This window comes from Pseudomonas sp. S4_EA_1b (assembly GCF_016307435.1).
In the GTDB taxonomy this organism is placed as follows: Bacteria; Pseudomonadota; Gammaproteobacteria; order Pseudomonadales; family Pseudomonadaceae; genus Aquipseudomonas; species Aquipseudomonas rhodesiae.
In genome coordinates, this window is the sequence record NZ_JAEILC010000037.1 from 24637 (window position 1) to 45315 (window position 20679).

The following is a 20679-nucleotide window of genomic DNA, read 5'->3' on the forward strand; positions in this document are numbered from 1 at the left end:
CTCTTATTGTCAGGCATCCAATGGCACCGTCACGCTCAGGGTGGTGCCCTCCCCCAGCTCGCTGTGCAGGCTCAGTTGCCCGCCCATGATCAACACCCGCTCGCGCATGCCCACCAGGCCGAACGAGGTCGCACGGCCTTGTGCCTGAACGAAGCCGACGCCGTCGTCGCTGATGGTCAGGCGCAGGTCGGTGCCTTCAATCGCCAGGCTAAGTTCCACAGTATGCGCCTGGGCATGGCGCATCACATTGGTCAGCGCCTCTTGCAAGATACGAAACAGGCCGACGGCCTTGGCGTCGCTCAGGGCCGGTAGGTTATCCGGCACCTGCACCAGGCAAGGAATGTGCGTGCGCGCTTCAAAGCGCCGGGCCTGCCACTCGATGGCCGAGGCAATGCCCGCGTCGAGAATCGGCGGGCGCAGCGCAGTGGCCACGTCGCGCACCAATTGGAAAAGCTGGGCGATCAGGCGCTTCATGCTGTTCAGGCGCTCGTGCAAGCCGGGGTCCAACTGCGCGTAGGCCAGCTCGCACATGGAGGTTTCCAGCTTGAGCACGGTGAGCATCTGCCCGAGTTCATCGTGCACTTCACGGGCAATGCGGGCCTTTTCTTCTTCGCGCACGGTTTCCAGGTGGGCCGACAGCTCGCGCAATTGCGCCTCGCTTTGCAGCAAGGCGGCCAGGGTGCGGCGCAGTTCGGTGACGTCGTTGAGGTACACCACCAAGTATTCCGCATCGGCAAAGCGCACAAAACTCAAGGAAACGTTGGCCGGCAGGATGCTGCCATCGGCGCGCAAACAATCGGTGGCGAAATTCTGCGGTCCTTCTTCGCTGGCCCGTGCGCGTTTCCACACATTGAGCCAGCGATCCATGTCCAGCGTGGGATCGAGGTCGACCAGCGGCCGCTCGATCAAAGCGCCGGGGCCATAACCGAGCATGTTTTCGGCCGCACGGTTGGCGTAGCGCACATGACTGTCCCAGTTCACCCAGAGAATGCCGACGGTGCTTTGATCGATGGAAAACTGCGTCAACCGCAGCGCCTGGGCACCGGCCGCACGGGCGGCGCTTTCTTCGCGGGCGGCCAGCAGGTCGTGTTCCAGTTGGCGTTGGTGGCGACGCTGCCAGAACACCACCGCCAGGCTGGCGAGCAGCAGCAGGCACAGCAACAGGCTCAGGTTCTGCCACAGCCCCGGGGATTGCGTTAGCCGGGGATATTGGGGTTGCAGCCAGCGGTTGTGCAGTTGGTCCAGGTCACGGGCGGGAATGGCACGCAGCGCGCTTTCCATGATGCCGGCCAGTTCCGGCCATTCGCGGCGGGTGGCTACACGCAAGAGTTGCGGTAGGCCGATATCCCCCACCACCGCCAGCCCGGCGAATTCCGCTTCGGCGGAAAGACGACTCAGTTGCGCTTCATCCACTACGGCATAGCGGGCCTGTTGGCTGACCAGCAATTGCAGGGCCTGGCGCTCCATGGGCACGCCTTGCAGATTGAGATTGGGGTATGTGCTGCTGAGGTAATCGGCCACGGCACTGGGCATGCGCACCGCGACGCGGGATTGATCATTGAGCTTTTCCAGCTCCACGGCAGCGCCGCCCTCACGGATGCCCACCACACGCTGAGGCACGCGCATATAGGGGTCGGTGAACAACCACAGGCGCAGACCGGCCGGGGTTTGCTGCAGGCCGGGAGCCATGTCTACCTCGCCCTCGCGTACGGCCTCTTCCAACTGCTCCTGAGTGGGAAAGTTGCGCCACGTCAGTTCGATATTCAGCGCCTTGGCCAGCCACTGCATCAATTCGACATTGGCCCCCGACAAACGCTGTAGGCGCCGATCGTACTGCGCGTAAGGCGCTTGCAACACTACGCCGACCCGCAGCTCCGGATGCTCGGTCAGCCATTGGCGCTGCTGCGCAGTGAGTTGCGCCTGCGGTATGCCAGGCGCGGGGGCGGCGTTTCCCATCAAGGCAACGCACAAACAGCCGATAAGCAGCAGACAGCGAAAACCCATGATCCACGTCTCACATCACTGACAAATACTGACCAACCCATTAGGCTGCTGGAATCACTTCTGGCCGGGAATTAACGATGCCCTTTCACCACCGTTCGGCACTGCCAGCATTGTGCCTGTCGCTGCTCTTTACCAGTGCCTTTTCTGTACAGGCCGCTGACGCTCCCGCGCCAGAAGCCGAAAAACCCGTAGCGCGCCAGCCCTTGCCGGAACGCAGCCAGGCTGAAGCCAGCGCCCTGGAACGCACAATCCCACAGCAGGAGCAGCAGCAATTGCAGGCTGGTAGCGATTCCTTCCTGGCCCTGTGGAAACCCGCCAACAGCGCCGAGCCCGAGGGCGTGGTGATTATCGTACCGGGCGCCGGGGAAAATGCTGACTGGCCGCAAGCAATCGGCCCTTTACGCCGCAAATTGCCGGATGCCGACTGGGGCAGCCTGAGCCTGTCGTTGCCGGATGTGAGCGTAGACACCCTGCCGCCGCGCGTTATGGAAGCGCCCAAAGCCACGGTCGACACCAGCAGCAAAGAAGCCAGCACCGCGGATAAACCCATCGAACAAGCCGCCAGCGCCGAAGCCGAGGGCACCGACCCGTCGGTGGTTCCGGGCGCCGACGAGCAGGATAAGACCGATGCCTCGCGCATTTTTGATCGCATCGACGCCGCCGTGGCCTTCGCCCAAACCCAGAGTGCGCGCAGTGTAGTGCTGCTCGGCCATGGCACCGGAGCTTGGTGGGCGGCGCGCTACTTGACCGAGAAGCAACCGTCCCAGGTGCAGAAGTTCGTCATGGTCGACGCCAAGACACCCAATGGCCGTCAGCCGGACGTGCAGCAACTGGCCCCCGGCCTGAAAATGCCGACTGCCGACGTTTTCTATCAAGACAACACGCAGTCCAGCAAAAACGCCATGGCTCGCCTGCAGGCGGCCAAGCGGTTGAAGAATGACGGCTATAAACAGGTGTCGCTCAAGACCCTGCCCGGCAACAGCGCCGCTGAGCAGGAACAGCTTTATCGCAGGATCAGAGGCCGGTTGAGCCCCCAAACAACACAAAACTGAAGTGGGAGGGGGCAAGCCCCCTCCCACATTTTTTGATTGCAGCTATACCTAGAACGGTGGCGACTAGCGAAAATCCCGGCGTTCGCGAATCAACGCATAGGCGTTGTGCAACTCGCGGGTGCGCTCGGTGGCCTCGCGTACCTGCGCTGGGCTGGCGCCGGTGCCGGCGATTTTGTCCGGATGATGACGGCTGAGCAGGCGACGGTAGGCACGCTTGATCGTTGACGGGTCCGCGGTGGCCGTCACCCCCAGCAACCGCAGGGCGTCCTGATACGTTGCGCTGCGATTGACCAACGGCTTGCGCTCGGGCGCGTAGTCAGCGGCCAGCGCCTTGAGCTGTTGCGGCGTCCAGCCGAGCCAGCGCCCCCACTGCTCGATCAGGTCGCGCTCGGCGTCATCCGCACGGCCGTCCGCCCAGACCATCCGCCAGCAGGCGCGCAGCACGCCTTCGGCCGCATGGGGCTGAGCCTTGAGCACACGCAAGTATCTGCGCACCCGGTCAGACCCGGATTTGCCCCGATTGAATGCCGCAATCGCACGCCGCTGAGCTGATTCGGTCATGTCCAGGGCGCGCATTTCTTGCCGCGCCTGCTGAATATGCCCATCCACCACGCGGCCATTGCTCTTGGCCAGCCGCCCCAGCAACACAAACAGCAATTCATCATTGCGTAACGCCGGGCGACCGCCCAGGCGCTCGCGCAACTGCGCCCAACTGCGCAGTTGCAGGCGACGATCCAGCGCCTGCCCCAGCAGTGCCCCCAACAAGGCCCCCGGAATACTGGCAATGGCAAAGCCAGCCCCGGCGCCGATCAGCGTCCCTGGCCACAACATATTACTGCCCCGCTATGAGCAGGGATTCGACTTGCGCCAGGCGCTCCAGCGTACCGACATCAATCCAGCGTCCTGCCATGTGCTCCCCCGTTACCTGACCTTTCGCCATGGCCGCGCGCAACAGCGGCGCCAACTTGAAGGCACCCGCGCTGTAACCTTCAAACAACTTGGGGTCGAGCACGGAAATGCCACTGAAGGTCAGGTTATCGGCACCGGGCGCCGCATCATGAAGCAGACCGTGATCCAGGTAAAAATCACCGCCCGAAGGGTGATGCGCCGGGTTATCGACCATCACCAGATGCGCCAGCCCCTTGAGCGGTTGCTTGAGCTGGGCGAAATCGTAGTCAGTCCAGATATCGCCATTGACCACCAGAAAAGGTTGATCCCCCAGCAAAGGCAGTGCCTGGAAAATGCCGCCGCCGGTCTCCAGCGGCTCGCCCTCCGGGGAGTAACGGATGCGCAGCCCGAATTGCGCGCCGTCGCCCAGATAGCTTTCGATCTGCTGACCGAGCCAGGCGTGGTTGATCACGATGTCGGTGAAGCCGGCCTTGGCCAGCGCCTCCAGGTGATACTCGATCAGGCGCTTGCCACCGGCCTGCACCAGCGGCTTAGGGGTGTGCAAAGTGAGCGGACGCATCCGCTCGCCTTTGCCCGCGGCCAGGATCATGGCCTTCATACAACGGCCTCGGCCGGCTGGCGCAGGCTGACCAACAGCTCGGACAATTCACTCAACTGCGGACGCTCAGCCACTACCGCTTCTATATAAGCGAAGAAGCGCGGCACGTCGGCCAGGTAGCGAGGCTTGCCGTCGCGGTGGCAGATACGCGCAAAAATGCCGATGACCTTGAGATGGCGCTGCACGCCCATGAAGTCGCTGGCACGCAGGAATTCATCGAAGTCCGCCTGCACCGGGATGCCAAGTTTCATGGCCTGCGCCCAATAACCACGCTGCCATTCCCGCACGCGGGCCTGGGGCCAACTAAGAAAGGCGTCTTTGAACAGACAAGTGATGTCGTAGGTGACCGGACCATAAACCGCATCCTGGAAATCCAGCACGCCGGGGTTGGGCTCGCTGATCATCAGGTTGCGCGGCATATAGTCGCGGTGCACCAGCACTTTGGGCTGCGCCAGGGCGCTGTCGATCAACCGATCGCTGACGCACTGCCAGAGGGCTTGTTGGTGGGTATCCAATTCGATACCCAGGTGTCGGCGCACGTACCACTCGGGAAACAGTTCCAGCTCGCGCCGCAGCAAGGCGACGTCATAACTGGGCAGCGGCGCATCCATCGGCAATTGCTGGAAAGCCAGCAAGGCATCGATGGCCTCGGCGAATAATTGATCGGCGTTGTGCTCGTCGATCACGTCCAGGTAGGTTTTTGTGCCCAGGTCATTGAGCAAAAGAAAGCCTCGCGGCAGATCTTCTGCATAAATTTTCGGAACATTTATCCCAGACCTCGCAAGTAAATGCGCGATATCGACGAAAGGTTTGCAGTTTTCCTGGGGGGGTGGCGCATCCATGACCACGAAAGTTCGGCCACCTCCCTCCCAACGGAAATAGCGCCTGAAACTCGCGTCGCTGCTGGCCGCGGTCAATGTGGCCGGGGGTACGGCACCCCAGCCGTGAGCGTTGAAAAGGATCGGCAACTGCTCATCCAGCCAGACTTCCAGCTGTTGTAAACGTAGATCTTGCTCGGGCATTACAAGGGTCTCCGACGGCGCTAGCCGTCAAGCGGGTCATGCTTTATTATCACGCATCTTTTTCAGACCATCGAGAGGCGTGCGGCCCACACCGCGGGCAGATGGCACGCAGGAAGCCCGGACTAATAAGATGGCATTGAAATCCCCCGCGTTTCGTAGAAAATTTCCGTTGCTGGTAACCGGCAGTCTGCTGGCCATGCAACCTTTCGCCACCTCATTCGTGGTCGCCGCGGAACAGTATGACTGCTCAGTCTCTGCTTCGGGTGCCTGGGATTGCGCGCCGAAAACCGCCGCTGCCCCGCTACCACCGCGCCCGGTGCATGACGGTGCAGCCGTCAGTTCGGCCAACAGCACGGCGCAAGCCGATGCCGGTGGCAGCGCTGAGGCCGAGCCCAAGACCGCACTGGTCACCGAAGCCAAAGGCCGCGGCCTGCGCTCGCGCAGCGCCGACTATAGCCACTTGGACTGGGTGCCTCGCGAAAAGTTGACCGCGGCCCAACTGGCCGAAACCGGTCCTTACTGCGCCGGTGCGTACGTCGAACCGACACGTCCTGGCATGAACGACAAGACCAACAAGAGCGACGCGCCGACCTTCATCGGCGCCAAGGCCTCTCGTTACGAGCAGGAATCGCAAGTTGCGACCCTGGCCGGTGATGTCGTCATGCGCCAGGGCAGCATGCAGCTCGAATCCCAGGAAGCCAGCCTGTACCAGGCCGAGAACCGTGGCGAGCTGAACGGCAACGTGCGTCTGCGTGACAACGGTGCGCTGATCGTCGGCGACCACGCCCAGGTTCAGTTGGACACCGGCGCCGCCCAGATCGATAACGCCGAATACGTGATGCACAAGTCGCGCATCCGCGGCAGCGCGCTGTACGCCAAGCGTGCCGAAAACGCGATCATCCGCCTCAAGGACGGTACGTACACCACCTGTGAGCCGGACAGCAACGCCTGGCAGCTCAAAGGCAACAACATCACGTTGAACCCGGCCACCGGTTTCGGTACGGCGACCAACGCGACGTTGCGGGTCAAGAACATCCCGATCCTGTATACGCCTTATATTTATTTCCCAATCGACGATCGTCGTCAGTCCGGCTTCCTGCCGCCGAGCTTCGCCACTGGTGGCGAAACGGGCTTTGCGCTGACCACGCCGTACTACTTCAACCTGGCGCCTAACTACGACGCCACGTTGTACCCGCAATACATGACCAAACGCGGCCTGTTGATGGAAGGCGAGTTCCGCTACCTCACCAAGTCCAGCGAAGGCCAGTTCGGCGGCGCGTACCTGAACGACGACAACGACGAGCGCAGCAAACAGACCGATTACGAAAAAACCCGCTATATGCTCAATTGGCAGCATAAGGGTGGGTTGGATTCGCGGTTGTCGACTCAGGTCGATTACACCCGAATCAGCGATCCTTATTACTTCCAGGATCTGAAAAGCAACCAGATCGGTGTGGAATCCCAGGACGCACTCAACCAACAGGGTTCGGTGACCTACCGCGGCGATTCCTACCAGGCTCGGTTGAATCTTCAGGCTTACCAGCTAGCGACGATTTCCCAGATCACTCCGTATGATCGGTTGCCGCAGATCACCTTTAATGGTCAATTGCCGTATCACCCTGGCGGGTTGAACTTCAGTTATGAGACCGAAGCTGTCCGCTTTGAACGCAGCCTCGAAAACGGCACGTTTACCGATGAAAACGGCCTCGTTTCTGCTCGCTTGGATACATTCGTCACGGGCCTTACTCGTGCCAACGCTACCCGTTTGAACGTAGCACCAGCCGTCGACTATCCGATGAATTGGACTTACGGTTTCATTACGCCGAAGCTGAAGTATGTCTACACCAAGTACGATCTTGACCTAGACAGCACAGGCAAAAACCAGATCATTGCCGCGCAAAATGCGGCAACGGCAACTAATCCTTATGCTGGCGGCAGCTTCAAAAGCTCGCAAGACCGTGCGATTCCAGTCGCGAGTATTGATAGCGGCCTGTATTTCGACCGCAACACCAATTGGTTTGGCAAAGACTATCGTCAGACCCTTGAACCGCGTGCGTTCTACTTGTATGTCCCGAACAAGGACCAGAGCGATATTCCGGTCTTCGACACCAGCGAGTACTCGTTCAGCTACGGCTCGCTGTTCCGCGACAACCGCTTCAGCGGTGCTGACCGGATCGGTGATGAGAACAAGCTGTCTTTGGGCGTCACCAGCCGTTGGATCGAAGAAAACGGTTTCGAGCGTCAGCGCGTCAGCGTCGGCCAGGCTATCTACTTCAAAGATCGCGAGGTCCAACTGCCAGGCATCCTGGCAGCCGACCGTGCCGATGCACAATCCGACGTATCCCCTGTCGCCCTGGAATACGAATTCCGCTTCAACCGCGACTGGCGTGCCACTGCCGATTACAACTGGGACACCGAGGAACACAGCGCTCGCTCCGGCAGCGCAATGTTCCACTACCAGCCGGAAGACAACCCCAACAAGGTGGTCAACCTGGGTTATCGCTATCGTAACGACCAAGTGGTCTACAACCAGCTGACCGGCAAATGGCAGTTCGGTGGGGACTACGGCACCGAAGGTCAACCGAACTTCGTGAAGGATTACTACAAAATCCAACAACACGACTTCTCGATGATGTGGCCGATCATTCCGCAGTGGAACCTGATCACCCGCTGGCAGTATGACTATGCCCGCAACCGCACCCTGGAAGCGTTTGGTGGTTTCGAGTACGACAACTGCTGCTGGAAACTGCGCGTCATCAACCGTTACTGGGTATCCAACGACGAATACACCCAGATCGCCCCCCTTAACGAAAAGGGTGACCACGGGCTCTTCTTCCAGATCGTCCTCAAAGGACTCGGCGGCCTGACCGGCGCCAAGGTAGAGAGCTTCCTCGACAAAGGCATTCAAGGTTATCGTGAACGTGAAGATCAAGCTTTCTGATTGTCTGCGCCCGCTCCTGCTGGGCGCGCTATTCCTTGGGACCGCATCGGCGCATGCCGCGGTCCAGCAGTTGGACAAGGTTGTGGCCATCGTCGATAACGACGTGATCATGCAGAGCCAACTGGACCAGCGGGTCAAGGAAGTTCAGCAAACCATCGCCAAGCGTGGCGGTGGCGTGCCACCTACCAGCGTCCTGGATCAGCAGGTACTGGAACGCTTGATCGTCGAGAACCTGCAACTGCAGATCGGCGAACGTTCCGGCATTCGCATCTCGGACGAAGAGTTGAACCAGGCGGTAGGCACGATTGCTCAGCGCAACAACATGAGCATCGACCAGTTCCGCGCCGCCCTGGCGCGTGACGGCCTGTCCTATGAAGATGCCCGTGATCAGATCCGCCGTGAAATGATCATCAGCCGTGTACGTCAGCGCCGTGTGGCCGAGCGGGTTCAGGTGTCCGAGCAGGAAGTGAAGAACTTCCTGGCCTCGGACCTCGGCAAAATGCAGCTTTCCGAAGAACTGCACCTGGCCAATATCCTGATTCCGACACCGGACAGCGCCAACTCCGAACAGCTCAACGCAGCCGCCGCTAAAACCAAAGCGATCTACGATCGCCTCAAGGCCGGTGCCGATTTCGCGCAAATGGCCATCGCCCAGTCCGGCAGTGACAACGCCCTTGAAGGCGGTGATATGGGCTGGCGTAAAGCCGCTCAATTGCCACCGCCGTTCGACCGTGAACTGAGTTCGATGGAGGTCGGTGGCATTACCCAACCAGCACGCACGCCGGGTGGTTTCATCATCCTGAAGCTGCTGGAGCGCCGTGGTGGCCAGACCTCGCTGAAAGACGAAGTACATGTTCGTCATATCCTGGTCAAACCGAGCGAAATCCGTAGCGAAGCGCAAACCAAGGAGCTGGCCGAGAAGATCTACGACCGCATCCAGAATGGTGAAGACTTTGCCACCCTGGCCAAGAGCTTCTCGGAAGATCCGGGTTCGGCCCTTAACGGCGGCGACCTGAACTGGATCGACCCGAAAGCACTGGTGCCAGAGTTCCAACAAGTCATGGCCGATACCCCGCAAGGTGTGTTGTCCAAGCCGTTCAAGACTCAATACGGCTGGCATGTGCTGGAAGTCCTTGGCCGTCGCGCCACCGACAACACCAGTCAGGCCCGCGAGCAGCAAGCGCTGAACGTACTGCGCAACCGCAAGTACGATGAAGAGCTGCAAACCTGGCTGCGTCAGATCCGTGACGAGGCCTATGTGGAAATCAAGCTGCCAGGCGCCGAGCAAACAGGCACCGACCAGGCAGTTCAGTGAAACCTCAGCGTTTCGCGGTGACACCCGGCGAGCCCGCCGGCATCGGTCCAGACCTGTGCCTGCTGCTCGCCTCGCAACCTCAGCCACACCCCCTGATTGCCATTACCAGCCGCGACCTGCTCCTTGAGCGGGCCGCGCAGCTGGGTGTGGCTGTGGATTTGCTGGACGTGGCACCGGGCAACTGGCCCAACGTGCCGGCACCGGCAGATAGCTTGTATGTGTGGGACACCCCACTGCACGCCAAGGTCGTGGCCGGGCAGCTGGATACGGCCAATGCGGCGTTTGTGTTGCAAACCCTGACTCGCGCCGGGCAAGGCTGCCTCGATGGCGACTTCGCGGGCATGATTACCGCGCCGGTGCACAAGGGCGTGATCAATGAGTCCGGCATCGCGTTTTCCGGTCACACCGAGTTCCTTGCCGAGCTGACCCACACCACACAAGTCGTGATGATGCTTGCCACCCGTGGCTTGCGTGTGGCCCTGGTGACCACGCACCTGCCGCTGCGTGAAGTTGCCGACGCCATTACCTCCGAGCGTTTGGAGCGCGTGACGCGCATCTTGCATGCCGACTTGCGCCAAAAATTCGGCATCGCCCAACCGCGCATCCTGGTCTGCGGGCTTAACCCCCACGCCGGTGAAGGCGGTCACCTGGGGCATGAAGAAATCGACATCATCGAACCCACCCTGGAGCGTCTGCGCCAAGAAGGCATGGACCTGCGCGGCCCACTGCCCGCGGACACTCTGTTTACCCCCAAATATCTGGAGCACTGCGACGCAGTGCTGGCGATGTACCATGACCAAGGGCTGCCGGTGCTGAAATACAAAGGCTTCGGCGCCGCCGTAAACGTGACTCTGGGCCTGCCGATCATCCGCACCTCCGTCGACCATGGCACTGCCCTGGACTTGGCGGGCAGCGGCAAGATCGATACCGGCAGCCTGCACGTGGCCCTGGAAACCGCCTATCAGATGGCCGAGACCCGTATATGACCGAGCATTACCAACACCGGGCGCGCAAGCGCTTCGGGCAGAATTTCCTGCACGACGCAGGCGTGATCGACCGCATCCTGCGCTCCATTCACGCCAAGCCCGAAGACCGCCTGCTGGAAATCGGCCCAGGCCAGGGCGCACTGACCCAAGGCTTGCTGGCCAGTGGCGGACAGTTGGACGTGGTGGAGTTGGACAAGGACCTGATCCCGATCCTCAATCAGCAATTCGCCGGAAAGTCCAACTTCAACCTGCATCAGGGCGATGCGCTGAAGTTCGACTTCAATAGCCTCAACGCCGCGCCCAATAGCCTGCGCGTGGTCGGCAACCTGCCATACAACATCTCCACACCGCTGATCTTCCACCTGCTGAACAACGCAGGGATCATCCGCGATATGCACTTCATGCTGCAAAAAGAAGTGGTGGAGCGCCTGGCCGCTGGCCCTGGAGGCGGCGATTGGGGTCGACTGTCGATCATGGTTCAGTACCACTGCCGCGTCGAACACCTGTTCAACGTTGGGCCGGGCGCCTTCAACCCGCCGCCGAAAGTTGATTCGGCCATCGTACGCCTGGTCCCCCATGCCGTGCTGCCACACCCGGCCAAGGATCATCGCTTACTGGAGCGCGTGGTACGCGAGGCGTTCAACCAGCGTCGCAAAACCTTGCGCAACACGCTCAAGGCGCTGCTGAGTAACGCGGAAATCGAAGCCGCTGGCGTGGACGGCAGCCTACGTCCCGAACAACTGGACCTGGCCGCATTCGTGCGCCTGGCCGACCAGTTGGCCATCCAGCCTGCGCCAGCCGCAGACTGAAGCCTGCCGTGCATGGGCCAGACGGCATGTCTGGCCTAGTGCCCACCTCTTGGCCTAGACTGATCCGCATCTGCTGTCTTCCGCTTTTGCTTTTAAGGCCTCTTGCATGTCCGATCCTCGCTACCAGATCGACGTCAGCGTCGTCACCCGCTTCCTGGCGGAACAATCGCAACCTGAACAGAACCGCTACGCCTTTGCCTACACCATCACGGTGAAAAACAACGGGCTGGTGCCGGCTAAACTCCTCTCTCGCCACTGGGTGATTACCGACGGTGACGGCCAGGTCGAAGAAGTCCGCGGCGCCGGCGTTGTCGGCCAGCAGCCATTGATCGACAGCGGCGCCAGCCACACTTACAGCAGCGGCACGGTGATGACCTCCAAGGTCGGAACCATGCAGGGCTCCTATCAAATGAAAGCCACCGACGGTCATTTATTCGACGCCATGATCAAACCATTCCGTCTCGCCGTGCCCGGAGCCCTGCACTGATGGCGACGTATGCGGTCGGTGACCTGCAAGGTTGCCTGGAGCCCCTCAAATGCCTGCTGGAACGGGTCGCCTTCGACCCGGCGCAGGATCGCCTGTGGCTGGTGGGTGATTTGGTCAACCGTGGCCCCGAGTCGCTGGAAACCCTGCGCTACCTGTATAACCTGCGACATTCGTTGGTGTGCGTGTTGGGCAATCACGACCTGCACCTGCTGGCAGCGGCGAATAACATCGAACGTCTGAAAAAAGGCGATACGCTGCGGGAAATTCTCGAAGCACCTGACCGCGACGAACTGCTCGACTGGCTGCGTCGGCAAAAGATCATGCATTACGACGAAGGCCGCCGCATGGCGCTGGTGCATGCCGGCATCGCGCCGCAATGGACGCTGAAAAAAGCCCTCAAATGTGCGGCCGAAGTCGAACACGCTCTGGCCGACGATAGCCTGTACACCGCCTACCTCGACGGCATGTACGGCAACGAGCCGGTTAAATGGGATAACGACCTCACCGGCGTCGCTCGCTTGCGGGTCATCACCAACTACTTCACGCGCATGCGCTTCTGCACCGCCGAGGGCAAACTGGACCTCAAAAGCAAGGAAGGCGCGGACACCGCGTTGCCCGGCTATAAGCCCTGGTTTGCCCATAAAGAACGCAAAACCCGTGACACCAAGATCATCTTCGGCCACTGGGCGGCCCTGGAAGGCCAGTGCGATGAGCCCGGCGTGTTTGCCCTCGACACCGGTTGCGTGTGGGGCGGCGCCATGACCTTGATGAACATCGACACCGGCGAGCGTCATCGCTGCCAATGCCAACCCCCTCTTCCCGTTACACAGCCGGCCGCCGCCAAGCGCTAGACGCCGCTTGCCGCCCGCCCAAGGAGCCCGCCATGAGCGAATTCAAACGTATCCCTCCCGAACAAGCCCAGGCCCTGCGCGAGCAAGGCGCGATAGTAGTCGATATCCGTGACCAGCCGACCTACGCCGCTGCGCACATTGCTGGCGCCAAGCACTTGGACAACGTCAACATCGCTGACTTTATCCGCGACGCCGACCTCGACGCACCGGTGATCGTGGCGTGCTACCACGGTAACTCCAGCCAGAGCGCAGCCGCGTATCTGGTCAATCAAGGCTTCTCCGACGTCTATAGCCTAGATGGCGGGTTTGAGCTGTGGCGTGCGACGTTTCCTGCAGACATCGCATCAGTCGATTCGCAATAATTTTTTTCACACCCCGCTACCCCGCGTGACGCTTGGGCTCGCGCCGTTTCTGACGAACGGGGCGGTCAAACTAATTACGTATCGCGCCTTGACCTCTCCGATTCCGAACTATCCTTAAGCGCAGGCCATCCGAATCAGGGGAGAGCCGGTACACCGGCGTGCGGGTCATCGGTAACGTTTCAGGGTGTTCTGGGGGGGAAAACAACCATTGGCGATCGTCGATGGTTGCCAGCATCGACTGATTGATCCGGCGTCGGCTCCACGTATCGAGCGAGGTGACGACGTCATGAGTATTTTTAGCCACTTCCAACAACGCTTCGCATCTACACAGCAGGAGGAACTCACGCTTCAAGAGTATCTCGAGCTGTGCAAGCAGGACCGCAGTGCCTACGCATCCGCCGCCGAGCGCCTGCTGTTGGCCATCGGTGAGCCGGAGCTGGTAGACACCTCGAACAATTCGCGTCTGTCGCGAATATTTTCCAACAAGGTGATCCGCCGTTACCCGGCCTTTGAAGACTTCCATGGCATGGAAGAATGCATCGATCAGATCGTCTCCTACTTCCGCCACGCTGCCCAAGGCCTGGAAGAGAAGAAACAGATCCTCTACCTGCTCGGCCCCGTCGGCGGCGGCAAGTCGTCCCTGGCAGAAAAGCTAAAACAACTGATCGAGAAAGTGCCCTTCTACGCCATCAAGGGCTCGCCGGTGTTCGAATCGCCCCTGGGCTTGTTCAACGCCACGGAAGATGGCGCAATCCTCGAAGAAGACTTCGGCATACCACGGCGCTATCTCAATACCATCATGTCGCCCTGGGCCACCAAACGCCTGGCCGAGTTCGGCGGCGATATCAGCCAGTTCCGCGTGGTGAAGCTTTATCCATCAATCCTCAATCAGATCGGCGTGGCCAAGACTGAACCGGGGGACGAGAACAACCAGGATATTTCCGCGTTGGTGGGCAAGGTCGATATCCGCAAGCTGGAGGAATTCCCGCAGAACGACGCCGACGCCTACAGCTACTCAGGCGCCTTGTGCCGGGCCAACCAGGGCCTGATGGAGTTCGTGGAAATGTTCAAGGCACCGATCAAGGTGCTGCACCCACTGCTTACCGCGACCCAGGAAGGCAACTACAACAGTACCGAAGGCCTGGGCGCCATTCCATTTACAGGCATCCTGCTGGCCCACTCCAACGAATCGGAATGGCACACCTTCCGCAATAACAAGAACAACGAGGCGTTCATCGATCGGATCTACATCGTCAAGGTGCCGTACTGCCTGCGGGTCAGTGATGAGATCAAGATCTACGACAAGCTGCTGTTCAACAGCTCCTTGTCCAAGGCTCATTGCGCGCCCGACACCCTGAAGATGCTGGCCCAGTTCACCGTGCTGTCACGGCTAAAAGAGCCGGAAAACTCCAACATCTACTCAAAAATGCGGGTGTACGACGGCGAAAACCTCAAGGACACCGACCCCAAGGCCAAGTCTATTCAGGAATATCGCGACTCCGCTGGCGTGGACGAGGGCATGAATGGCCTGTCGACCCGCTTCGCGTTCAAGATCCTGTCCAAAGTGTTCAACTTCGATCCCCACGAGATTGCCGCCAACCCGGTACATCTGCTGTATGTGCTGGAACAGCAGATCGAACAGGAGCAGTTCCAGGCCGAAACCCGCGAACGTTACCTGCGATTCCTCAAGGAATACCTGGCACCGCGCTATATCGAGTTTATCGGCAAGGAAATCCAGACTGCGTACTTGGAGTCCTACAGCGAATACGGCCAGAACATCTTCGACCGCTACGTGTTGTATGCGGACTTCTGGATCCAGGATCAGGAGTACCGCGACCCCGAAACCGGCGAAATTCTCAACCGCGTAGCGCTCAACGAGGAATTGGAAAAAATCGAAAAACCGGCCGGCATCAGCAATCCGAAGGATTTCCGCAACGAAATCGTCAATTTCGTACTGCGCGCCCGTGCCAACAACAACGGCAAGAACCCTACCTGGCTCAGCTACGAGAAGCTGCGAGTGGTTATCGAAAAGAAAATGTTCTCCAACACCGAGGATCTGCTGCCGGTCATCAGTTTCAATGCCAAGGCCAGCAAGGAGGATCAGCAAAAACACAACGACTTCGTTACTCGAATGGTCGAGCGTGGCTATACCGACAAACAGGTACGCCTTCTTTCGGAATGGTACCTGCGGGTCCGGAAATCGCAGTGAGAGAAGCAGCTGTAAGCTTCTAGCGACAAGCGGCAAGGGAAAAGCGACAGAGCCCGTCAGTGGGCTCTGCCTTGCGGCTTGAAGCTCACGACTTGAAGCTCCCCGGAGGGGCCCCATGAGCTATGTGATCGACCGACGCCTTAATGGCAAGAACAAGAGCACGGTTAACCGCCAGCGGTTCCTGCGGCGTTACCGTGACCACATTAAAAAGGCGGTTGAAGAAGCCGTCAGCCGCCGTTCCATCACGGACATGGAGCACGGCGAACAAATCAGCATCCCAGGACGTGACATCGACGAACCCGTCCTGCACCACGGCAGAGGCGGCAAACAGACCGTCGTGCATCCTGGCAATAAGGAGTTCACCACGGGTGAGCATATCCAGCGTCCCCCAGGCGGTGGCGGCGGCAAGGGCCCGGGCAAAGCCGGCAACTCCGGTGAGGGCATGGATGAGTTCGTGTTCCAGATCACTCAGGAGGAGTTTCTCGAATTCATGTTCGAGGATTTGGAACTGCCTAACCTGGTAAAACGCAACCTGACCGGCACCGACACCTTCAAGACCGTACGCGCCGGCATCAGCAACGAAGGCAACCCCTCACGGATCAATATCATCCGCACCCTGCGCTCAGCTCACGCGCGCCGGATCGCCTTGTCAGGCAGTAGCCGCGCCAAGCTGAAGCAGGCCAAAGAGGAACTGGCGCGCTTGAAGCGGGATGAACCGGACAACTTCGGCGATATCCAGGAAATAGAGGCAGAAATCGAAAAACTCAGTGCGCGCATTCACCGCGTGCCGTTTCTCGATACGTTCGATTTGAAATACAACTTGCTGGTCAAACAACCCAATCCCAGCTCCAAGGCCGTGATGTTCTGCCTGATGGACGTGTCCGGCTCCATGACCCAGGCCACCAAGGACATCGCCAAACGTTTCTTTATCCTGCTGTACCTGTTTCTCAAGCGGAACTACGACAAGATTGACGTTGTGTTTATCCGCCATCACACCAGCGCGCGGGAAGTCGACGAAGAGGAGTTTTTCTACTCGCGTGAAACCGGCGGCACCATTGTTTCCAGTGCCTTGAAGCTGATGCAGGAGATCATGGCCGAGCGCTACCCGGCCAACGAATGGAATATCTACGCCGCCCAGGCCTCGGACGGCGATAACTGGAACGACGATTCACCGATCTGCCGTGACATTCTGATCAACCAGATCATGCCGTTCGTGCAGTACTACACTTACGTCGAAATTACCCCCCGTGAGCACCAGGCCCTGTGGTTCGAATACGAGAGTATCGGCGAAGCGTTTGCCGACACGTTCGCCCAGCAGCAATTGGTCTCGGCCGGCGATATCTACCCGGTCTTCCGTGAACTCTTCCAGCGCAGGTTAGTGACATGACCGCCAAAAAAGAGACTAAGCGCCAACCCCTCTCCACCGGGTCCGAATGGACCTTTGAACTGATCCAGGCCTATGACCGGGAAATCAGCCGTATTGCGGCGGGTTATGCCCTGGACACTTACCCCAACCAGATCGAGGTGATCACCGCCGAACAAATGATGGACGCCTATGCCTCGGTCGGCATGCCCCTGGGCTACCACCATTGGTCATACGGCAAACACTTCCTCAGCACCGAAAAGTCCTACAGTCGTGGCCAGATGGGCCTGGCGTACGAAATCGTCATCAACTCCGACCCCTGCATCGCTTATCTGATGGAAGAAAACACCATCTGCATGCAGGCGCTGGTCGTGGCCCACGCCTGCTATGGGCATAACAGTTTTTTCAAGGGCAATTACCTGTTCCGCACCTGGACCGATGCCAGTTCAATCATTGATTACCTGGTGTTCGCCAAGCAGTACATCATGCAGTGCGAGGAGCGGCACGGCATCGATGCGGTGGAGGATCTGCTCGACTCCTGCCATGCCCTGATGAACTACGGGGTCGACCGCTACAAACGGCCTTATCCGATTTCCGCCGAGGAAGAGCGCCTGCGCCAGAAAGAGCGCGAAGAGCATCTGCAGAAACAGATCAATGATCTATGGCGCACGATTCCAAAACGCGCCGGCAAAAATAACGATAAGGATAATGCGCGCTTCCCCGCCGAACCCCAGGAAAACATCCTGTATTTCCTCGAAAAACACGCACCGCTGCTGGAGCCCTGGCAAAGAGAAATCGTGCGTATCGTGCGCAAGATCGCCCAGTACTTCTACCCTCAACGCCAGACCCAGGTAATGAACGAGGGCTGGGCAACCTTCTGGCACTACACGCTGATGAACGACCTTTATGATGAAGGCCTGGTTACCGACGGCTTTATGATGGAGTTCCTCACTTCCCACACCAGCGTGGTGTTCCAGCCGGGTTTCGACAGCCCCTATTACAGCGGCATCAACCCCTATGCGCTGGGCTTTGCCATGTACCGTGATATCCGGCGCATGTGCGAAAACCCCACCGAGGAGGACCGTCGTTGGTTCCCGGAAATCGCGGGCAGTGACTGGCTGTCCACGATCAAGTTCGCCATGAGCAGCTTCAAGGATGAGAGTTTTATCCTGCAGTACCTGTCACCCAAGGTGATCCGCGACCTCAAGCTGTTCAGCATTCTGGATGACGATCTCAAGGACGATCTGGTGGTACCGGCCATCCATGACGAACCGGGCTACCGCATCATCCGCGAAACCCTGGCCGCGCAATACAACCTGGGCAATCGCGAACCCAATGTGCAGATCTACAGCATTGATGTACGCGGCGACCGTTCGCTGACGTTGCGTCATCAACAGCACGATCGCAAACCGTTGGGCGACTCCACCGATGAAGTCCTCAAGCACCTGCATCGGCTATGGGGTTTCGACATCCATCTGGAAACCTTACAAGGCGATCAGGTCATGAAAACCCACCATGTCCCGCCGCGCAGCGATCACAATGACAACGACTATGGCCGCCTGGACATGGCCGTCGTGCATCTCTGAAGCAGCAAAGCCTCCATCGGTCAGGCACAGACGGTATCCTGTGCAGCTAATGGAGGCTTTTTCATGAAGATCTACAAAGTTGGCGGCGCAGTGCGCGACCGCTTGCTGGGCATCGACGTCACTGACATTGACCGCGTCGTTGTCGGCGCGACCACCGAAGAGATGCTGGCCAAGGGGTTCAAGCCTGTCGGCGCTGATTTTCCGGTATTTCTGGACCCGAAGAACGGCGACGAATACGCCCTCGCCCGCACCGAACGCAAGAGTGGCCGGGGTTATGGCGGCTTTGTGTTCCATGCAAGCCCAGAAGTTACGCTGGAAGAAGACCTGATTCGCCGCGACCTGACCATCAATGCCATGGCAGAGGACGATGACGGCAACCTGATCGACCCTTACAACGGCCAGCAAGACCTGAAAGCCCGCGTCCTGCGCCATGTTTCCCCGGCGTTCGCCGAAGATCCCCTGCGAGTGCTCCGCGTAGCAAGGTTCGCCGCGCGTTATGCACATTTGGGTTTCAAAGTCGCACCGCAAACCCTCGCGCTAATGCGCCAACTCAGCGAGTCCGGAGAACTGGAAGCTCTGACCCCTGAACGCAGTTGGAAGGAAATCTCCCGCGCATTAATGGAAGATCAGCCTCAGGTGTTTATTCAGGTACTGCGCGACTGCAACGCGCTGAAAACCCTGATGCCTGAAGTCGACGCCCTGTTCGGCGTACCGCAGCCCGAGGCACACCATCCTGAAATCGACACCGGCGTGCATACCCTCAGCGTGCTGGAACAGGCCGCTCTGCATCGGCAACCGTTGACCGTTCGCTGGGCCTGCTTGCTCCACGATCTGGGTAAAGGCCTGACACCTGTGGATAAGTTGCCGCAGCACATTGCCCACGAACATAGGGGGCTGAAGCTGATCAAGGCGGTCAATGAACGCTTCAAAGTGCCGCGGGACTGCCAGGAGCTGGCGCTGCTGGTCGGCCAATATCACACCCACGGCCATCGCGCCCTGGAGCTGAAAGCCTCGACACTGCTGGAGTTGTTGCAAAGTTTTGACGTGTATCGCCGGCCGCAGCGTTTCGAAGAATTCGTGGTCGCCTGCGAAATGGACGCCCGTGGTCGCAAAGGCCTTGAGCAACGCAGTTATCCACAGGCGGATTATCTGCGCGGTGCGGCGCAAGCGGCACGTAGCGTTGCGGTGGCGCCGCTGCTGGAGAAAGGTTTCAAGGGCCCTGAACTGGGTGAAGCGCTCAAGCGGGAAAGACTCAAGACACTCAAGGCTTACAAGGAACAGCGCGCTTTATAACAGCGCGCTCGGCGTCAATGGCTGGCCCCGCCATTCAAATGCAACCGGCGCCAGCACCTGATCGATATGCGAATCGCGCCATAAGTGCGCCATCGTCTTGCCCGCTTCGGGGTGTAGGCGATCCGGTGCCATCAACGACAGCGGCCATAAAACAAAGGCGTTTTTGAGGATTTCCGCTCGCGGCAGCACCAAACCGTCAAAGTTGCCGACCAGTTCGCCGTACAACAGCACATCGATATCCAGGGGCAACCCTTTGCGATCCGGCGCATAGCGACCGTTATCCGCTTCAATCGACTTCAACCGGCGATCCAGCTCCATCAACGGCAGGTCGGTATACGCCGACACGACCAGGTTGAAGAACGGCCCGCTCTTGATACCGACCGGCTGGCTCTCGAACACTGCCGAACAGCGTACATCCACCAGAAAGCCCGCCAGCGCATCCAGCCCCGCGCGCAAGTGGCGTTCGCGCTCGATATTGCTGCCAAGGCCAAGGTAAATCTGAGTTAGCGACATCCGCGCTCGATCTCCACGCCGACACCCTTGGCGGCCGGGACGGCTCCGGGCTTGGTCAATTTGAGGTGCAGCCAGGGAATCTGGAATTCGCCCATCAAGACTTCGGCCAGACGCTCGGCAAAGGTTTCCACCAACTGGAACTGGGATTGCTCGGCGAACGCCTGGATCCGTGCGGATACGCTCGCGTAGTCCAGCGCCAGGGTCAGGTCGTCACCGGCCGCGGCCGGGCGATTGTCCCAGGCGAAGCTCAGGTCCAGACGCAGGCATTGTCGGATGCCGCGCTCCCAGTCGTAGGCCCCGATCACGGTGTCGACTTCCAGGCCTTCGATAAACACTCTGTCCAAGCACTCTTCTCCGCAGCACGACAAGGGCGCGATGC

The 20679-nt window shown here is 59.6% G+C and carries 18 protein-coding genes; 12 read left to right on the forward strand and 6 right to left on the reverse strand.

All coding sequences use genetic code 11. The annotated features are described in order from the left end of the window. Window positions 1–9 precede the first annotated feature (9 nt). Entirely contained in the window at window positions 10–2004 is a 1995-nt protein-coding gene (locus YA0848_RS12925; protein WP_198712390.1) for a PAS domain-containing sensor histidine kinase, read from the reverse strand. Window positions 2005–2081: 77 nt separating this feature from the next. On the opposite strand from YA0848_RS12925, the gene YA0848_RS12930 reads away from it, so the two are divergent. Continuing rightward, window positions 2082–3056 (forward strand): alpha/beta hydrolase family protein, encoded by a 975-nt coding sequence (locus YA0848_RS12930; protein ID WP_198712389.1) that lies wholly within the window; start codon window positions 2082–2084, stop codon window positions 3054–3056. Between the two features lie 63 nt (window positions 3057–3119). On the opposite strand, the gene YA0848_RS12935 is transcribed toward YA0848_RS12930, so the two are convergent. The 3 genes from YA0848_RS12935 to YA0848_RS12945 are packed head-to-tail and all read right to left on the reverse strand — an operon-like array spanning window position 3120 to window position 5585. Then, entirely contained in the window at window positions 3120–3887 is a 768-nt protein-coding gene (locus tag YA0848_RS12935) for a TerB family tellurite resistance protein (RefSeq protein ID WP_034101061.1), read from the reverse strand. A 1-nt stretch (window position 3888) separates the two neighbouring features. After that, window positions 3889–4563, reverse strand: a complete 675-nt coding sequence (gene murU / locus YA0848_RS12940; protein WP_169903071.1) for an N-acetylmuramate alpha-1-phosphate uridylyltransferase MurU — start codon at window positions 4561–4563, stop codon at window positions 3889–3891. Beyond that, window positions 4560–5585, reverse strand: coding sequence for an aminoglycoside phosphotransferase family protein (locus YA0848_RS12945; RefSeq protein ID WP_169903069.1), 1026 nt, complete (start codon window positions 5583–5585; stop codon window positions 4560–4562). Before YA0848_RS12945 ends, murU begins: the two co-directional genes overlap by 4 nt. A 130-nt stretch (window positions 5586–5715) precedes the next feature. Here YA0848_RS12945 and YA0848_RS12950 point away from each other — a divergent pair, with 130 nt between their 5' ends. From YA0848_RS12950 to YA0848_RS13000, 11 genes are all read left to right on the forward strand, one after another. Next, window positions 5716–8526: an LPS-assembly protein LptD gene (locus YA0848_RS12950; protein WP_198731302.1), complete on the forward strand. Its 2811-nt coding sequence runs from the start codon at window positions 5716–5718 to the stop codon at window positions 8524–8526. Next, entirely contained in the window at window positions 8501–9841 is a 1341-nt protein-coding gene (locus YA0848_RS12955) for a peptidylprolyl isomerase (protein WP_034115275.1), read from the forward strand. The genes YA0848_RS12950 and YA0848_RS12955 overlap by 26 nt, the downstream gene beginning before the upstream one ends. Next, entirely contained in the window at window positions 9838–10827 is a 990-nt protein-coding gene (gene pdxA / locus YA0848_RS12960; RefSeq protein ID WP_047882509.1) for a 4-hydroxythreonine-4-phosphate dehydrogenase PdxA, read from the forward strand. The genes YA0848_RS12955 and pdxA overlap by 4 nt, the downstream gene beginning before the upstream one ends. Then, a complete protein-coding gene (gene rsmA / locus YA0848_RS12965) occupies window positions 10824–11636 on the forward strand; it encodes a 16S rRNA (adenine(1518)-N(6)/adenine(1519)-N(6))-dimethyltransferase RsmA (protein ID WP_034101068.1) in 813 nt (270 codons plus the stop codon). Before pdxA ends, rsmA begins: the two co-directional genes overlap by 4 nt. Before the next feature lie 106 nt (window positions 11637–11742). After that, complete coding sequence (gene apaG, locus YA0848_RS12970; RefSeq protein ID WP_034101069.1) at window positions 11743–12123, forward strand: Co2+/Mg2+ efflux protein ApaG; 381 nt, start codon at window positions 11743–11745, stop codon at window positions 12121–12123. Further along, window positions 12123–12974: a symmetrical bis(5'-nucleosyl)-tetraphosphatase gene (locus tag YA0848_RS12975; RefSeq protein ID WP_034101071.1), complete on the forward strand. Its 852-nt coding sequence runs from the start codon at window positions 12123–12125 to the stop codon at window positions 12972–12974. Before apaG ends, YA0848_RS12975 begins: the two co-directional genes overlap by 1 nt. A 32-nt stretch (window positions 12975–13006) precedes the next feature. After that, on the forward strand, window positions 13007–13336 hold the full coding sequence (glpE, locus tag YA0848_RS12980) for a thiosulfate sulfurtransferase GlpE (protein WP_169903065.1): 330 nt from the start codon (window positions 13007–13009) through the stop codon (window positions 13334–13336). 286 nt (window positions 13337–13622) lie between these two features. Further along, window positions 13623–15545, forward strand: a complete 1923-nt coding sequence (locus YA0848_RS12985) for a PrkA family serine protein kinase (RefSeq protein WP_034101074.1) — start codon at window positions 13623–13625, stop codon at window positions 15543–15545. Between the two features lie 115 nt (window positions 15546–15660). Next, a complete protein-coding gene (locus YA0848_RS12990; RefSeq protein ID WP_169903064.1) occupies window positions 15661–16932 on the forward strand; it encodes a YeaH/YhbH family protein in 1272 nt (423 codons plus the stop codon). Further along, window positions 16929–18494, forward strand: coding sequence for a SpoVR family protein (locus YA0848_RS12995; RefSeq protein ID WP_034101076.1), 1566 nt, complete (start codon window positions 16929–16931; stop codon window positions 18492–18494). Before YA0848_RS12990 ends, YA0848_RS12995 begins: the two co-directional genes overlap by 4 nt. A 63-nt stretch (window positions 18495–18557) precedes the next feature. After that, complete coding sequence (locus YA0848_RS13000; RefSeq protein WP_034115278.1) at window positions 18558–19787, forward strand: multifunctional CCA addition/repair protein; 1230 nt, start codon at window positions 18558–18560, stop codon at window positions 19785–19787. On the opposite strand, the gene folK is transcribed toward YA0848_RS13000, so the two are convergent. Both folK and folB read right to left on the reverse strand, forming a co-directional pair. Then, window positions 19782–20300 (reverse strand): 2-amino-4-hydroxy-6-hydroxymethyldihydropteridine diphosphokinase, encoded by a 519-nt coding sequence (folK, locus tag YA0848_RS13005; RefSeq protein ID WP_034101079.1) that lies wholly within the window; start codon window positions 20298–20300, stop codon window positions 19782–19784. The two genes, YA0848_RS13000 and folK, sit on opposite strands and share 6 nt — an antisense overlap. Next, window positions 20291–20644 carry a dihydroneopterin aldolase gene (gene folB / locus YA0848_RS13010; protein WP_034101080.1) on the reverse strand — a complete coding sequence of 118 codons (354 nt, stop codon included), beginning with the start codon at window positions 20642–20644 and terminating at the stop codon, window positions 20291–20293. The genes folK and folB overlap by 10 nt, the downstream gene beginning before the upstream one ends. Window positions 20645–20679: the final 35 nt, after the last annotated feature.

Coding starts and splice junctions, on each gene's coding strand:
- murU (WP_169903071.1), bottom strand. CDS start 4,563: ATGAAGGCCATGATCCTGGCCGCGGGCAAAGGCGAGCGGATGCGTCCG.
- apaG (WP_034101069.1), top strand. CDS start 11,743: ATGTCCGATCCTCGCTACCAGATCGACGTCAGCGTCGTCACCCGCTTC.
- rsmA (WP_034101068.1), top strand. CDS start 10,824: ATGACCGAGCATTACCAACACCGGGCGCGCAAGCGCTTCGGGCAGAAT.
- YA0848_RS12925 (WP_198712390.1), bottom strand. CDS start 2,004: ATGGGTTTTCGCTGTCTGCTGCTTATCGGCTGTTTGTGCGTTGCCTTG.
- YA0848_RS13000 (WP_034115278.1), top strand. CDS start 18,558: ATGAAGATCTACAAAGTTGGCGGCGCAGTGCGCGACCGCTTGCTGGGC.
- YA0848_RS12985 (WP_034101074.1), top strand. CDS start 13,623: ATGAGTATTTTTAGCCACTTCCAACAACGCTTCGCATCTACACAGCAG.
- glpE (WP_169903065.1), top strand. CDS start 13,007: ATGAGCGAATTCAAACGTATCCCTCCCGAACAAGCCCAGGCCCTGCGC.
- YA0848_RS12975 (WP_034101071.1), top strand. CDS start 12,123: ATGGCGACGTATGCGGTCGGTGACCTGCAAGGTTGCCTGGAGCCCCTC.
- YA0848_RS12945 (WP_169903069.1), bottom strand. CDS start 5,585: ATGCCCGAGCAAGATCTACGTTTACAACAGCTGGAAGTCTGGCTGGAT.
- YA0848_RS12935 (WP_034101061.1), bottom strand. CDS start 3,887: ATGTTGTGGCCAGGGACGCTGATCGGCGCCGGGGCTGGCTTTGCCATT.
- YA0848_RS12950 (WP_198731302.1), top strand. CDS start 5,716: ATGGCATTGAAATCCCCCGCGTTTCGTAGAAAATTTCCGTTGCTGGTA.
- YA0848_RS12995 (WP_034101076.1), top strand. CDS start 16,929: ATGACCGCCAAAAAAGAGACTAAGCGCCAACCCCTCTCCACCGGGTCC.
- YA0848_RS12930 (WP_198712389.1), top strand. CDS start 2,082: ATGCCCTTTCACCACCGTTCGGCACTGCCAGCATTGTGCCTGTCGCTG.
- folK (WP_034101079.1), bottom strand. CDS start 20,300: ATGTCGCTAACTCAGATTTACCTTGGCCTTGGCAGCAATATCGAGCGC.
- YA0848_RS12990 (WP_169903064.1), top strand. CDS start 15,661: ATGAGCTATGTGATCGACCGACGCCTTAATGGCAAGAACAAGAGCACG.